This window comes from Paenisporosarcina sp. (genome assembly GCF_049671445.1).
Classification (GTDB): Bacteria; Bacillota; Bacilli; order Bacillales_A; family Planococcaceae; genus Paenisporosarcina.
The window spans coordinates 54,201-68,763 of sequence record NZ_JBATUX010000064.1 but is presented as its reverse complement, the minus strand read 5'-3'; the positions used below and the strand labels follow the sequence as shown (position 1 = coordinate 68,763).

The following is a 14,563-nucleotide window of genomic DNA, read 5'->3' as shown; positions in this document are numbered from 1 at the left end:
CATCTTTATAGGCTATATATTGAATTCGAGATAGTTGAAGAAAATCCTGCAAGTTTCGACAAAAATAAAAAAAACTTGGGAAATGACAACTCATATTAAATATTTTTACCACAAATTTTCATTATAAAACGTTTCCATGAAAAAATCTACAAAATATTTGCTTTTTCAAAAGAAAAAACCTTCCCAACATCGGGATGGTTTTTCCTTACTGGATTTTGTTTAAAATCACATTTGCTGTTTCTTCTACAGCGCGATTCGTAACATCAATGACTTGACAACCAATGCGAGAGACAACTTTCTCAAAATGCACGATTTCTTGTTTAATGCGATCTAATTTTGCATAGCTCGCATCATCATTTAATCCTAACGCAATTAATCGTTCTTTCCTGATAAAATTCAACTTGTCAGGAGAAATTACAAGACCGAAGCACTTCTCAGGGTCTACTCTAAAAAGCTCTTCCGGTGGCTCAACTTCAGGTACAAGCGGTACATTTGCAACTTTATAACGCTTATGAGCCAAATATTGAGACAATGGCGTTTTAGATGTACGTGATACACCTATAAGCACGATGTCCGCCAACAGCAAACCTCTTGGGTCTCTTCCATCATCATATTTGACAGCAAACTCAATCGCTTCGATTTTTTTAAAATAGTCGTCATCAAGTTTACGAACAAGACCCGGTTCTTCAAATGGTACTTCATTTAATTCTTCTTCCAAAGTATCCATAAGCGGTCCCATTAAATCGATGAAACGAACTCCATGTAGTGCACATTCTTTTTTCAAAGTAGCACGCATCGTTTTTCGAACGAGAGTAAATAAAATAATAGCTTGTTGAATTTTTGCTAATTGGACGATTTCAATCACATGATCAATCGTTTCTATATGGGGTAAACGTTTTAATGATGTGTCTTGCAAACCAGGTCTAAACTGGCTAACTGCTGCTTTCGCAACTAATTCTCCTGTTTCTCCTACGGAATCAGAAACAATAAATATATGCAGTTTTTTCATGGTTTATCACCTCACAAATCGTGATTTTCTGCTAAGGACAGAAAAGCACCTGTTATGTTAGTTTTTGTTATTCGGCCAATTACTTCATATCCATCTGGATGTTCTTTAACAATTGGTAGCGCGTCAATTTGTTTATCTATCAATTTCTTCGCCGCATGAAGTAACGAATCATGTTTGAAGCAAAACGTAATATTAGGCATCCTCGTCATTATAATATGAACGGGAATTTTATTTAAATCCTGTTGACCTAAGCTCGTCCGAAGTAAATCTTTTCTTGATAATACTCCTGTTAAATACGCATTTTTATCAACAACAAACAAAGTGCCAACATCTTCTAGAAACATGTGACAAATTGCATCGTAAACAGTCATATCTTCGGCTACAACTATAGGGATTGATTGAAAGTCTCTTACTTTCATATTCATCATGCTATCTGTGACAGCTTGACCAGTTTTTTTACCTGAATAAAAATACCCTACTCGTGGTCTTGCATCTAAGAATCCAGCCATCGTTAAAATTGCTAAATCCGGTCGCAATGTAGATCTTGTTAAATTCAAACGTTCTGCAATTTGTTCTCCCGTAATCGGACCATTTCCTTTAACAATTACCAAAATTTCCTCTTGACGTTTGTTGAGTTCGATCGGACTCACCGCCTCAAAAATGTGTTATACTCAATGTTCATTATTATATACTATTTAAGTAATGTTATCTAGTGTACAGCTTGATTGGCGCTTTTTAATGTAGTATGCTATGATGTACTCAATTATATAGACGAAGATAGGAAAATAAGTATTGTTCACCGAAGCGAGCAGAGATAGTGGAAGTCTGCATCGAACATGAAAAGGCGTCCTGGAGTCATGAATTTTGAAAGTGGATTGCATTTTGGCAGTCAACTGGGGTGGAACCGCGGGTATTAAGCACTCGTCCCCGGACATTAATTGTCCGGAGACGAGTGCTATTTTTATTTTGGAGGGATTTTTTATGACGATTACAATGGAAAAAGTAGTTAGTTTAGCAAAACACAGAGGTTTTGTTTTTCCTGGCTCAGATATTTACGGTGGCTTAGCCAACACATGGGATTACGGCCCATTAGGAATTGAACTTAAAAACAATATTAAAAAAGCATGGTGGCGCAAATTCGTTCAAGAATCTCCATACAACGTTGGAGTGGACGCAGCGATCTTAATGAATCCTAAAGTGTGGTCAGCTTCTGGTCATATCGGAAACTTTAACGACCCAATGATTGACTGTAAAAAATGTAAAGCACGTCATCGTGCTGATAAGTTAATTGAAGATGCACTTGATACTAAAGGAATTGAAATGATTGTTGATGGGCTTTCATTTGAAAAAATGCAAGAACTAATAAGCGAACATGCGATTACTTGCCCAGATTGCGGCGCGCAAGATTTCACAGATATTCGTCAATTTAATTTGATGTTTAAAACATCTCAAGGTGTTACAGAAGCGTCATCAAATGATATTTACTTACGTCCTGAAACAGCGCAAGGAATTTTTGTTAACTTCAAAAATGTTCAACGCTCAATGCGTAAAAAAATGCCTTTTGGTATTGCACAGATTGGTAAAAGTTTTAGAAATGAAATTACACCAGGTAACTTTACATTCCGTACGCGTGAATTTGAGCAAATGGAACTTGAGTTCTTCTGTAAACCAGGTGAAGACTTAGAGTGGTTCGCTTACTGGCGCGATTATTGTAAGAACTGGTTATTAAACTTAGGTTTAACTGAAGATAACATTCGTTTACGTGACCATGATGTTGAAGAATTGTCTCACTATGCTTCTGCTACAACAGACGTGGAATATAAATTCCCATTCGGTTGGGGTGAATTATGGGGCATTGCGGACCGCACTGATTTCGATTTAAAACGCCATATGGAACATTCAGGTGAAGACTTTAATTACATCGATCCTATTACAAACGAGCGCTATGTACCTTTCTGTATTGAACCTTCATTAGGAGCTGACCGCGTTACACTTGCTTTCTTATGTGACGCATATGCAGAAGAAGCTCTTGAAGGTGACGATAAACGTACCGTTTTACGCTTCCATCCAGCTTTAGCTCCAGTAAAAGCAGCAATTTTGCCTTTATCAAAAAAATTAGCTGAGGGTGCTAACGAAGTATTTGCTGATCTAAGCAAATCGTTCATGGTGGATTACGATGATTCTCAATCAATCGGTAAACGTTACCGTCGACAAGATGAAATCGGTACACCTTTCTGCATTACGTACGACTTTGATTCAGTAGAAGATGGACAAGTAACCGTTCGTCATCGCGATTCAATGGAGCAAACACGTATGCCAATTGCTGATGTTAAGGCATACATTGAGAAACACTTAGAATTTTAATTCATTATAGTTTTAAAGCTAATAAGTACTTTTTGCGCTCAGCTATTATTCAAAATGATGAAAGTAAGGTCTGACTAATTCAGTCCCGAATATAACTTATTTCTCCACCGATCTATTTTTCTATATTTATTGTATGGATGCTTTACAAAGATGATGATTGATTGGAGTGAAAGACGGCGAGTCCAGCGGGAATAGCAGATGTTTTTCTGCACCGAAAGCGAAGCGGCAGGTGCATGAGCTGAAGACCCCACAGGCAACAAGTTGTGAAAAAAATGCACAACTTGTTTGCGACGAGGAACCGCAGGAGCAGATGTTTTTGCTCGTCGAGGAGGCTGAGGCCATGCCCGCGGAAAGCGTCCGTCTGAAACGAAAATCAAACTCTACTGAATATAAAAAGAGGGCTGCCCCTCGTCATATTTCACGCACGTAGACAGTCCCTCTCTTTTCTTACGATTAGTCAAGTTGTGCAACAATTGGTAAATGAACAAAGCCAATAAAAAAATCCGCCTACTCTTCTTCAGGAGGAGTAGACGGATTTTCTTTTTTAGGGAAATATTCTGGTGAACGATCAAGCTGCTCAATAAACGATCGCGTTTTTAATCGAATACCAGTTTGTTCTTCATAAATAGTACGTACAATCTTTTTAATAAATGTTTTCGTTTCTTTTTTTAATGTTAACTTCCCAACTTGCTCAATTGGTACTGTGTAAAAGGTTCGAATGAGCTTAACTTGCGCAGGAGTTAAACGAATAATATACCGATCAACACTAAAACAGCGATGACACAAGAAACCGATTTGTTGAAATGAAAATGCGAATTCACCCTCCGTTGCACCACAATTTGTACATTGATGTAAAGTTGGATAAATACCTGTGACCGGCAACATCTTCCATTCCACAAATAAAGCGATAGCTTCAGGATCATACTCATCTGAGATTGCATGTAAAGCATGTTGAAGTAAATTAAAAATGGAGGGTTGTGGAGAACGATCGTCCACTGCTCGATCAATCAGTTCCACTATAAAGCTTGCATAAGCTGTCGCTTCAATATCTTGACGAATATGTCGATAGGACTCCACTTGTTCACCTTGTTGCATAGTCCCCATACCACGACCCTGTTGAATTAAAAAAGAGCCATGTGTAAAAGGTTGGGTAATTGCAGCCAAACGACTTGCAGGTTTTTTTGCACCTCTGGCCATCGCAGTAATCTTACCACCTTCTCGAGAAAAAAGAGTGACAATTTTATTGGCTTCCCCATAATCTTGCGTTTTTAAGACAATGCCTTCTATACGATTCAGCAACTGCCCACACGCCCCTTATTAATACTCGTCGTCGCGGAATCCAAAATCACGTAAATGGACTTGTTTGTTGCGCCAATCTCTTTGAACCTTTACCCACAACTCAAGGTATACTTTACTACCTAATAACATTTCTATATCCTTACGAGCACGCACTCCTACTTCTTTTAATAGTGCTCCCTTTTTGCCGATGACCATACCTTTTTGTGATTCACGTTCAACCATAATCGTCGCGGTTACCCGAATTTTTTCACTGTCTTCTTCTCTTTTAATTTTCTCAATAACAACAGCAATTGAGTGAGGGATTTCTTCGTGAGTTAAATGAAGTACTTTTTCACGAATTAATTCCGAAATGATAAAACGCTCTGGATGGTCTGTTACTTGATCAGCAGGATAATATTGAGGTCCTTCTGGCAAATGTTTTGTTAACACTTCAAGTAACCCATCGATATTGATTCCTTCTAAAGCGGAGATTGGAATAACGTCGGCGAAATCATATTCTTTGCGGAAAGCTTCCGTGACACTCAATAACTTATCCGGATGAATTAAATCAATTTTATTCATCACTAAAAATACAGGAGTTTCATTGCCTTTTAACATTTCTAATATATACCGATCTTGTTTTCCAATTCGATCTACTGAATCTACCATCAATAAAATGGCATCTACTTCACGTAGTGTGTTTTTAGCCACTTTTAACATAAAATCACCTAGTTTATGTCTAGGTTCATTAATTCCAGGTGTGTCGATAAAAATAATTTGCTGTTTATCTGTCGTTAAAACACCTTGAACTTTATTCCTTGTCGTCTGTGGTTTATCGCTCATAATCGCAATTTTTTGTCCGATTACTTTATTTAAAAAAGTTGATTTACCAGCGTTAGGTCGTCCAATAATTGAAATAAAACCTGATTTATATCCTTTATTTGCTTCCAGCATAGGCTAAATCCTCCGGAGAAAATGCACCTGGTAACAATTGGGCAACTGTTGTTTCCTGTACATCTCCTTTTAAATTAATTAAATAAACAGGCATGTTTGGTTCGCAAAACTCTGCAATCACTTGACGGCAAGCTCCACAAGGCGATACTGGGCCGTCTGTGTCTGCTACAACTGATATAGAAGCAAAGTTACGTTCGCCTTCAGAAACCGCTTTAAACATCGCTGTACGCTCTGCACAGTTCGTCATGCTATAAGCGGCATTTTCAATATTACATCCGTGATAAACTTTTCCTTCTTTCGTCAATAAAGCTGCGCCAACTTTAAATTTCGAATATGGTACGTACGCATTTTCGCGTGCGATTTTAGATTCTTCCATTAATTGTATCTTTTCCATTGTTCAAACACCTCAATTAAATATTTCCATCCACTTAGGTAAAAAGATGAGTATTCCGATTATAGCACTTGCACAGGCAAATACAAGAACTGCAGCAGCCCCCATATCCTTTGCTTGCTTAGCAAAATCATGAATCTCTGGTGACGCTAAATCAACTACTCGTTCTATAGCTGAGTTGATTAATTCTAGACTAAACATGATTGAAATACATAATATCAAGATTACCCATTCAATCATTGAAACACGACTGATTGTACCTGCTATAACAACAACGAAGGCTGCAAATAAGTGGAAACGAAAATTCCGTTCTCCCTTACTAGCGTGAATCAGTCCTGCTAGAGCATACTTAAATGCTGCAAAAAAATTATTGTTTTTCATCCTGTTCACGTCTCAATCCAAAAGACTGTAGAATCGCCTCTTGTTTTTCAGTCATTTCTTTTTCATCGTCTTCTTCTATATGGTCATAGCCGAGTAAATGCAAGAAACCATGAATAGCTAGAAAACCTAATTCTCTTTCTTCACTATGTCCATAATCTGCTGCTTGTTCTTTTGCACGTTCGACAGAGATAATAATATCCCCTAAAACACGTGGCGCACCTTCTACATTAATAGCAATTTCTCCTTCACCTAGTTCTTCCATTGCAAATGAAATGACATCCGTGGGTACATTCTTTCCTCTGTACTCACTATTAATTTGCTGAATTTCTTCATTATTAACAAAAGTTACGGACAATTCACTGCCGGCTTCAATTCCTTGAGCCTCTGCAGCATGGTGTAACATTTTTTCGATTAAATTTAAGTTTTCGATCGATAAAGATTGTGTTTCATCATTTAAGTCCAATGTGAGGTACATAAAATTCTCCTTTATTGTGGGTATTCAATTCGCGAATGAAAAATACCGTTTAATGTTTCACACAAAACACGTTCGACTGTTTTGAGTTCTTTTAACGTTAAATCACATTCGTCAAACTGGCCATCGTGTAATTTATCTTTGATAATTGACATTACAGTCTCTTTTATTTTGTCGGCTGTTGGCTGTTTCATTGATCGTACCGCAGCTTCAACACTATCCGCAATTGCAATGATGGCTGTTTCTTTCTTTTGAGGTTTTGGACCAGCATAACGATATTCTTCTTCTTTTACTAATTTTCCATCCTCTTTTGCCTTGTGATAAAAATACTTTAATAAAGTGGTTCCGTGATGTTGTTGAGCAATATCAATTATTTCTTTCGGCATTTTATACTTCTGTAATAACTTTGCTCCGTCACTGCCATGGGCTAATATAATATCTCGACTAGTTTCAGGTGGTAAAGAATCATGAGGATTAGTATGGCTCATTTGATTCTCAATAAAGAATCCAGGTCGTTTGGTCTTTCCGATGTCATGATAATAGCAACCAACTCGTGCTAATAATCCGTCTGCTCCAATAGATTCACAGGCAGCATCTGCTAAATTTGCAACCATAACACTATGATGATAAGTTCCAGGCGTTTCAGTTAAGATTTTTTTCAATAAAGGATGATTTGGATTTGATAGTTCAATCAGCTTCATAGCAGATATCAACCCAAAAGCAGATTCGAAGAAAGGTAACAAACCAATCGTCAAAGCACCTGATAATAGACCAGAAGTAACAGCGGCTATGCCGTAAAATAGAAGTTCACTTACTCCGTAATCAGTTTGAGTCATGAGTAAATAAAATGCAATGAATACAATATTGACACCAACAACACTCATACTCGTTTGCAATAAGTGTGACCTTTTTTCTGCCCCTTGAATTACATACAAGCCTGCTAATCCACCAAATAGGATATATAACGTGATTTCCATTTGCAATACAACAGAATATCCGCCTTGGAAAACAAGGCCTGCTACTGCAGCTGTTAAAAATGCTGTTAAAATGGCAAAACGTTCATTAATTAAAGAACGAACGAGCATCGGTGCTAGTGCAGTTGGAAATAAGAACGCAATTGTGACATCAAAGTTATCGGACACTAAACTGATTAACTTCATGCCAACGACTGATAAAATGAATACGAGCATAACAACTAATAAAGCAGATTGTCTCTCCTCTTTATTAGATTTCCATTTCGCCATTTGCATATATACCAGCCACATACAAAGAGTAATGAAAAGAATTAATCCAAAAATAGGTTTAAGTGAAGATTGATTGGTTAACATACCTATTACTTCAAGTTGACGATACACTTCTCGATCAATTACTTGCCCTTCTTGGACGATAACTTGTCCTTGAAGTATTTTGGTTGGTTCAATACTCTCTCTAGCTTGAGCTATTCTAGCTTCCGTTAATTCTTCATTTAATGTTTCATTTTCATTAATACCGTAACGACCAATTAACACTGCGGTAGGTAAGATATTTTCAGGTATAGATGAATTGCTTCGAATTCGTTTTTCTATTTCGTTTTTTGCCGAGGCGACTTCCTCGGAACGAATGGGTTTGCTCATAATATCTCGAATCGATGTGGTAATTGAATCTCGCAAATTGGTTAATATAGATTCTTCTGCTAAAAGTAATGTAGTTAAGGCGTCGTCTGAAAAACGAATGCCTTCACCTTCTTTTTCCAACACAAGGAGGTTTTTCTTCAACATGTTTACTTGCTCATCAATTGGAACCTTTTCTTCATCAGGATCTAATTCTGATGTTTTTTGTGATTCTGATTTTACTTCCAATACATAATCAAAAACAGATGTGACGATTGCTGCACGATTTTTCCCGATTTCTTCTGAGAATTGATAGACACTCGTCACTTCAGAAGCTGCTCGTACACGCTCTTCTTCAGTCTTTACGGGGTCTTCAACAGTTTTTACTGAGCGAATGGTATCTTGCGATAAGGCAAACTGTTTGATGTCATATTTTTCGGGACGCACATCATTGATAAGTAGTAAGAATAATAGTAATCCTGTTACCACAATCGTTAAATAAGTAAAAGTTCGGTAGCCCACTAGTGACTGCATTTGTTTAAACCAGCTATTCACTGTTTCACCCCATCTTCTACCTATTATCATATCAAGAATTTTCAATCATTACACCGTATATTGTAAAACATTCAAGAAATGCGTAAAATACTAACACAATAAAACCTTCATTTATGAGTAGAGTGATAGAATAATGTTTTTGAATTAGTCTTTCATAGCTGTTGATACAGCCTGTAACGGAAATCAACAGAATAGTTTTACAGAGCTAAAATAAAAAAAAACAGCAGCCTTATTCAGACTGCTGTTCCTCATATGCTTGAATAATTTTTGCAACGAGCGGATGACGGACAACATCCCCTTGCTCGAGCATTTGAAAGTGTATCCCACTCACATTAGACAAAATTTTCTCAGCTACTTTTAAGCCGGATTCTATACGTGGAGGTAAATCAATTTGAGTTTTATCGCCAGTGATGACCATTTTCGAGCCAAAGCCTAAGCGAGTTAAAAACATTTTCATTTGAGCTTTCGTTGAGTTTTGAGCTTCGTCTAATATAACAAATGCATCATCTAAAGTACGACCTCGCATATAGGCAAGAGGTGCAATTTCGATGGTTCCTCTTTCTAAAAAGCGAGCTGTCTGTTCTGTACCTAATACATCATGCAGTGCATCATATAAAGGACGTAAATAAGGATCTACTTTTTCTTTCAAATCACCTGGTAAGAACCCTAAGCTCTCTCCTGCTTCAACAGCTGGTCGAGTTAAAATAATACGCTTCACTTGACCATTTTTTAGTGCTTGTGTCGCAAGTACCACAGCTAAATACGTTTTACCTGTACCTGCTGGACCAATACAAAAGACTAAATCTTTATGGCGCATAGCTTGAATATATTCACGTTGCCCTATTGTTTTGGCACGAATGGCTTTACCTTTTACATTTCTTGCTATTTCTTCATCATATAGTTCAGCAAAATATTCGATTGTACCAGCGCTATTCATTTCTAAAGCAGTGCTGACATCTCTCTGGTTAATATTAATCCCTTTTCGAATGACTTTTAAAAGCTGTTCGATTAGTTTTTTTGCAGTTTCAGTGTTTTCAACTTCACCAACAAGACGAATTGATTCGCCTCTAGTGATGACTTGAACACCAAGCTCTTGTTCAATTAATTTCATATTACCATCTGAAATCCCGAGCAGTAAGATGGCTTCATTTGGATCTTGAACGTGTAATTCCGTCAATTGTTCTTCCTGCATACTCAGTCTCCTTGATGTATAGGTCTTTTACCTGCGATGTTATCATTCACGTAGTACAATACTTTCCCTTTAACTGTATCATTTGTCCATGTCATGTGTAAAATCTTTTCATCCTTAATTTTCCCTTTTGCTGATAGACCAGAAGCTGTTCTCATTCTTAACATTGGCAGAAATGCTTCTTCAATCCATTGTTCATTAACAGTCACTGTAGATTTTTCAACAATGGTTTCATGCTCGATTTTAAAAACACTTTTGAATAACTCGAAAAAATGCTCTTTACTTGGTTGTTTCTTTAATTTCTTCCATGGTTTTGAAACTTGAAGTATTTTTACTTCTTCGGATATGAATTTGTCGTAAACGATTTTAGTTGGTAATTCAAAAGAAGTTTCATACCAAAAATCAGCAAAAACTTGCCCTTCTGCACCGACAAGCAAATATTTCTTTCCTTGTTTCAACACCCCAGTTACAAGCATATCTCCATTTTTAACTGTCGAGTGAAGCGGTGCCACACGCTCACCAGAGCGAAGATCATAGTGTGTGATAACACCTCTTCGCAGTGCAACTAAATTCGACGGGACCTTATGATCAGTTGGTTGTCGAAAGATAATAGGAGCTGGGACAGAAGTGATATTCATTTTAGAGCCAGTCCTTTTAATATGAATCCAGGAAAGATCATGGTTATTCGCTAGAAGAACTTGTCTAATTTGTGCATCGCTAACTAAACTAGTCAACAGTTTCCTTTCATTAACTTTTAATTTATGTAATTCTTGTTCAAGTCTTACCTGTCTCTCATCCGAAATATCTTCGATTGAGATTTGCCACAAAAATAAAGAACATAAATACGGAATGATAATAAATCCTAACAACCCTAATAGCATACTCCATTGAATTTGGATGATTTGATCTGTATCCGGTCTTGTAATATGAATAGGCAACTTATATTGTTTCCGAATTCGCCGAACGATTGCCAAATCTTTTTCATAAATGGTAAACATTGCACCTGATTGATTAGTAGATAATTTTATTATGTAAACTTTGTTTTCTTTTAGTGAATGAATAAATGGATATAACCGATCATGCGTCTTAATATGGCAAGTGATTTTTCGTCCATTATTAGCCATCAATCCATATCCATTTTCCGCAACTCAAGTCGTTTCAAGTCTCGGACCTTTATCGTAATTTCTTCTACATTCATGGAGTTAATAAGCGTGTCTATAGATTCAATCGTCAGCGTATAACCATTTCCACTAAGTTGACATAATTTCGGACTTAAAAGTTTTAATTCAAAAGGTCCATTAACACGGATGTTGTCAAAGTTGTCAATATGTATGAATGGAGTCAGTTGAAGATGATTGTTTAACAAATAAAAGACCTCCTTACCATTAGCATATGCTGATAGTAAGAAGGTCATGAGTTATCGTTTAGATTTTGGAGGAGCTAAGATCTCCGAGAAAATAATCGCTTGACGCAATTGATTCTCCGTTGATGGTACGAGACTAGCAGGATCAGTTGATTTATTGTATACAGCATCCGCTGATTGATGTGTAGAGAGTCTTCCTGGACGTCTAGTAGCACGTTGATCATCTTTCAACTGTTGGTTAGACGGTGAATTTTTCACTTGCTCCATTTGACTAATAACATCAGGTTTTGAATTTGTACGTGGTGATTGTCTTTCAGAAATTTGTTTTTGCACATCACCGTAAATTTCCTTAGCATAATCTTCGAGTTTCTTCATTTTTTGTTGATTTTGCTGATTAGGCATGAAAGGTTTTGTTTTCCCGCCGCCGTCATCTGGATTTTTACGTTTGGCAATAGCACTAATGATAAAGGTGATGATCGCAAAAATGATAACTTCCACTTTAAATCCCTCCTTCAAGGGCTAGCGAATCAGGATTAATCTTTAGTTAGATCATTTTTTGATTTGTCGCCACCGATTTTACTAATTGAATCACGCATACTTGTATCAGCTTGTAGATTTTTGTAATTCATGTAATCCATTACTCCGATATTACCTTCACGTAATGCTTCAGCCATAGCAAGTGGAATTTCAGCTTCTGCTCCAACCACTTTTGCACGCATTTCTTGAACTTTAGCAATCATTTCTTGTTCAGTTGCTACAGCCATTGCACGACGTTCTTCTGCTTTAGCTTGAGCGATTTTTTTGTCAGCTTCTGCTTGTTCTGTTTGAAGTTCTGCACCAATGTTTTTACCGATATCCACGTCCGCGATATCGATGGATAAGATTTCAAAAGCAGTACCAGAATCTAGACCTTTAGATAAAACAGTTTGAGAAATCATATCTGGGTTTTCAAGAACTTTTTTATGGTTCACACTAGAACCGATTGTTGAGACAATTCCTTCACCAACACGGGCAACGATTGTCTCTTCACCAGCACCACCTACTAGTCGATCGATATTCGCTCGTACTGTAATACGTGCTTTTGCTTTCACTTCAATACCGTCCATTGCGACACCTGCAATAAATGGCGTTTCAATTACTTTCGGATTTACAGACATTTGAACCGCTTCTAATACGTCACGACCTGCTAAGTCAATCGCAGCCGCACGTTCAAATGGCAATTCGATATTCGCTCTATGAGCTGCAATCAATGCATTAACAACACGGTCAACATTACCACCAGCTAAATAGTGGCTTTCTAGTTGATTATTTGTAACAGTAATACCTGCTTTATGCGCTTTAATTAATGGGTTAACGATACGAGATGGAATAACTCGACGTAGCCTCATCCCCACTAATGTTAAGATGCTAATTTTAACTCCTGCTGCAATTGCAGAAATCCATAACGCGATTGGTACAAACGTTAAGAAAATCGACAAAAGAATAAATGCGGCAATAATGGCAACTACAATACCAATTGTGCCTCCTGTAATTCCTTCAATCATGTTTTATTCCTCCCCTTCTTTAAACTCACGAACCACAGTACGAGAGCCTTCAACCTTAATAATTTTCACTACTTTATTCGAATCAATATAGCCACCTTCAGTGACTGCATCAATTCGTTCACCATCTAACATAATCGTTCCCGAAGGACGAAGAGGTGTCATACTTACCGCCATTCTGCCAACTAATTCGTAACGGTTGATGTTGGATACATAGCCATGCTCTGTATCTGTCGCATCGGTCAAAATAATTTTGTTAAAAAACTTAAGATTCTTTCCAAAGAATTTCACTATAATCACCATTCCTACAATTGCGACTAATAACGCGATTAACACGGAAATTCCCATGTGAACCACATTGCCTCCCGCAAGAAGTATACTGCCAATAATTAACGCTAAGCCTATTATACCCGCAATTGCCCCTGGTAGGAAAAGTTCGGCTATAATAAATGCGACACCGATGATAAACATAATGATTGATTCATATCCCGCAAGACCTGCGACCATATGTCCAAAGAAAAATAACCCAATAGCAGTTAACCCCATCGTGCCAGCTATACCGAAACCTGGCGAATATAACTCCACAATTAACCCTAAACTTGCTATTGATAAAAGAATAGGCACAATAATAGGATTCGTCACAAAACGGGCTACTTTCTCCGCAAACGTTTCATTTAAAGAAGTAACTGTCGCCTCCGAAAGATCTAATTTGGTGATTAGTTCTTCGAATGAAGCTACTGTTCCCTCTGAATATCCGACTTTTGCCGCTTCATTCGCTGACATGGTTAAGAGCTTTCCATCTGGCGCACGATATTCAGGTAAATCTACTGATTTATCAGCCATGGCAAGGGCATATTCAGGATCTCGGTTAGATGACTCCGCTGCTGTTATCATTGCAGCAGACCATGCGCTAACCGCTTTATCTTCAGCCGCATTTCCTGCACCGTCTATAACTGCTGCAGCTCCGATACGTCCACTAGGAACCATGTAAATTTTATCGGCATGTAAGGCTATAAAAGCACCAGCTGATAATGCATCACTATTAATAAAAGCTATAGTGGTTAAAGATGTTTCATCCATTAACTTCGCAATATCACCAGCTGTATCAACAAACCCACCAGGCGTGTCGATATCTAATATAACAACATCAGCTCCCGCTTCTTCAGCTTCTTCAAAAGCTCGTTGCAAGAATGCATATAAGCCTTTTTCGACTTCATTTTTTATTGGAATACGGTAAACTTCTGATGCGCTAACGGGCAAGCTAGGCAAAATTAGTAGAACAGAAATTAAGAGCAATAAATAGCCACTTATAACCCGTGTCCACTTCATAACGATCCTCCTTATCTATGTGACAAATCGGCTTCCATTAGTATGTACGGATGAATAGACAAAAAGATTCATATTTAATTAAATTAAAATGATTTTATATATATAGAAGTTAAACTGCGGTTGAAAAAATAATACGAAGACTAGCGAA

General features: G+C 37.4%; 15 protein-coding genes. 1 reads left to right on the top strand and 14 read right to left on the bottom strand.

What is annotated here, in order from left to right:
- Nucleotides 1–205: 205 nt before the first annotated feature.
- Together WBG45_RS08540 and WBG45_RS08535 are read right to left on the bottom strand one after the other, a co-directional pair.
- Nucleotides 206–1,009, bottom strand: coding sequence for a pyruvate, water dikinase regulatory protein (locus WBG45_RS08540; RefSeq protein WP_424413717.1), 804 nt, complete (start codon nucleotides 1,007–1,009; stop codon nucleotides 206–208).
- Between the two features lie 11 nt (nucleotides 1,010–1,020).
- Entirely contained in the window at nucleotides 1,021–1,659 is a 639-nt protein-coding gene (locus WBG45_RS08535; protein ID WP_024534480.1) for a helix-turn-helix transcriptional regulator, read from the bottom strand.
- A gap of 331 nt (nucleotides 1,660–1,990) precedes the next feature.
- Between WBG45_RS08535 and WBG45_RS08530 the strand changes: the two genes are divergently transcribed.
- A complete protein-coding gene (locus tag WBG45_RS08530; protein WP_424413715.1) occupies nucleotides 1,991–3,373 on the top strand; it encodes a glycine--tRNA ligase in 1,383 nt (460 codons plus the stop codon).
- A gap of 507 nt (nucleotides 3,374–3,880) precedes the next feature.
- Here the strand turns inward: WBG45_RS08530 and recO are convergent.
- From recO to WBG45_RS08470, 12 genes are all read right to left on the bottom strand, one after another.
- Nucleotides 3,881–4,672: a DNA repair protein RecO gene (gene recO / locus WBG45_RS08525; protein ID WP_424413713.1), complete on the bottom strand. Its 792-nt coding sequence runs from the start codon at nucleotides 4,670–4,672 to the stop codon at nucleotides 3,881–3,883.
- Nucleotides 4,673–4,690: 18 nt separating this feature from the next.
- Nucleotides 4,691–5,605, bottom strand: coding sequence for a GTPase Era (gene era / locus WBG45_RS08520; RefSeq protein WP_424413711.1), 915 nt, complete (start codon nucleotides 5,603–5,605; stop codon nucleotides 4,691–4,693).
- A complete protein-coding gene (locus tag WBG45_RS08515) occupies nucleotides 5,589–5,999 on the bottom strand; it encodes a cytidine deaminase (RefSeq protein ID WP_024534475.1) in 411 nt (136 codons plus the stop codon). The genes era and WBG45_RS08515 overlap by 17 nt, the downstream gene beginning before the upstream one ends.
- Nucleotides 6,000–6,011: 12 nt before the next feature.
- Nucleotides 6,012–6,377, bottom strand: coding sequence for a diacylglycerol kinase (locus WBG45_RS08510; protein WP_424413709.1), 366 nt, complete (start codon nucleotides 6,375–6,377; stop codon nucleotides 6,012–6,014).
- Nucleotides 6,364–6,852, bottom strand: coding sequence for an rRNA maturation RNase YbeY (gene ybeY / locus WBG45_RS08505; RefSeq protein WP_424413707.1), 489 nt, complete (start codon nucleotides 6,850–6,852; stop codon nucleotides 6,364–6,366). The genes WBG45_RS08510 and ybeY overlap by 14 nt, the downstream gene beginning before the upstream one ends.
- Before the next feature lie 11 nt (nucleotides 6,853–6,863).
- Nucleotides 6,864–8,993 (bottom strand): HD family phosphohydrolase, encoded by a 2,130-nt coding sequence (locus tag WBG45_RS08500; protein ID WP_424413705.1) that lies wholly within the window; start codon nucleotides 8,991–8,993, stop codon nucleotides 6,864–6,866.
- A 229-nt stretch (nucleotides 8,994–9,222) separates the two neighbouring features.
- A complete protein-coding gene (locus WBG45_RS08495; RefSeq protein WP_424413703.1) occupies nucleotides 9,223–10,185 on the bottom strand; it encodes a PhoH family protein in 963 nt (320 codons plus the stop codon).
- 2 nt (nucleotides 10,186–10,187) lie between these two features.
- Nucleotides 10,188–11,306, bottom strand: coding sequence for a sporulation protein YqfD (locus WBG45_RS08490; protein ID WP_424413702.1), 1,119 nt, complete (start codon nucleotides 11,304–11,306; stop codon nucleotides 10,188–10,190).
- Nucleotides 11,306–11,548, bottom strand: coding sequence for a hypothetical protein (locus WBG45_RS08485; RefSeq protein ID WP_024534469.1), 243 nt, complete (start codon nucleotides 11,546–11,548; stop codon nucleotides 11,306–11,308). The genes WBG45_RS08490 and WBG45_RS08485 overlap by 1 nt, the downstream gene beginning before the upstream one ends.
- Nucleotides 11,549–11,599: 51 nt before the next feature.
- Nucleotides 11,600–12,043 carry a hypothetical protein gene (locus WBG45_RS08480; protein ID WP_424413699.1) on the bottom strand — a complete coding sequence of 148 codons (444 nt, stop codon included), beginning with the start codon at nucleotides 12,041–12,043 and terminating at the stop codon, nucleotides 11,600–11,602.
- Nucleotides 12,044–12,078: 35 nt separating this feature from the next.
- Nucleotides 12,079–13,089 carry a flotillin-like protein FloA gene (gene floA / locus WBG45_RS08475; protein WP_024534467.1) on the bottom strand — a complete coding sequence of 337 codons (1,011 nt, stop codon included), beginning with the start codon at nucleotides 13,087–13,089 and terminating at the stop codon, nucleotides 12,079–12,081.
- A gap of 3 nt (nucleotides 13,090–13,092) precedes the next feature.
- Nucleotides 13,093–14,415: an NfeD family protein gene (locus WBG45_RS08470; RefSeq protein ID WP_424413698.1), complete on the bottom strand. Its 1,323-nt coding sequence runs from the start codon at nucleotides 14,413–14,415 to the stop codon at nucleotides 13,093–13,095.
- Between the last annotated feature and the right edge of the window lie 148 nt (nucleotides 14,416–14,563).

Coding starts and splice junctions, on each gene's coding strand:
- WBG45_RS08540 (WP_424413717.1), bottom strand. CDS start 1,009: ATGAAAAAACTGCATATATTTATTGTTTCTGATTCCGTAGGAGAAACA.
- WBG45_RS08530 (WP_424413715.1), top strand. CDS start 1,991: ATGACGATTACAATGGAAAAAGTAGTTAGTTTAGCAAAACACAGAGGT.
- era (WP_424413711.1), bottom strand. CDS start 5,605: ATGCTGGAAGCAAATAAAGGATATAAATCAGGTTTTATTTCAATTATT.
- WBG45_RS08515 (WP_024534475.1), bottom strand. CDS start 5,999: ATGGAAAAGATACAATTAATGGAAGAATCTAAAATCGCACGCGAAAAT.
- WBG45_RS08510 (WP_424413709.1), bottom strand. CDS start 6,377: ATGAAAAACAATAATTTTTTTGCAGCATTTAAGTATGCTCTAGCAGGA.
- ybeY (WP_424413707.1), bottom strand. CDS start 6,852: ATGTACCTCACATTGGACTTAAATGATGAAACACAATCTTTATCGATC.
- WBG45_RS08495 (WP_424413703.1), bottom strand. CDS start 10,185: ATGCAGGAAGAACAATTGACGGAATTACACGTTCAAGATCCAAATGAA.
- WBG45_RS08490 (WP_424413702.1), bottom strand. CDS start 11,306: ATGGCTAATAATGGACGAAAAATCACTTGCCATATTAAGACGCATGAT.
- floA (WP_024534467.1), bottom strand. CDS start 13,089: ATGATTGAAGGAATTACAGGAGGCACAATTGGTATTGTAGTTGCCATT.
- WBG45_RS08470 (WP_424413698.1), bottom strand. CDS start 14,415: ATGAAGTGGACACGGGTTATAAGTGGCTATTTATTGCTCTTAATTTCT.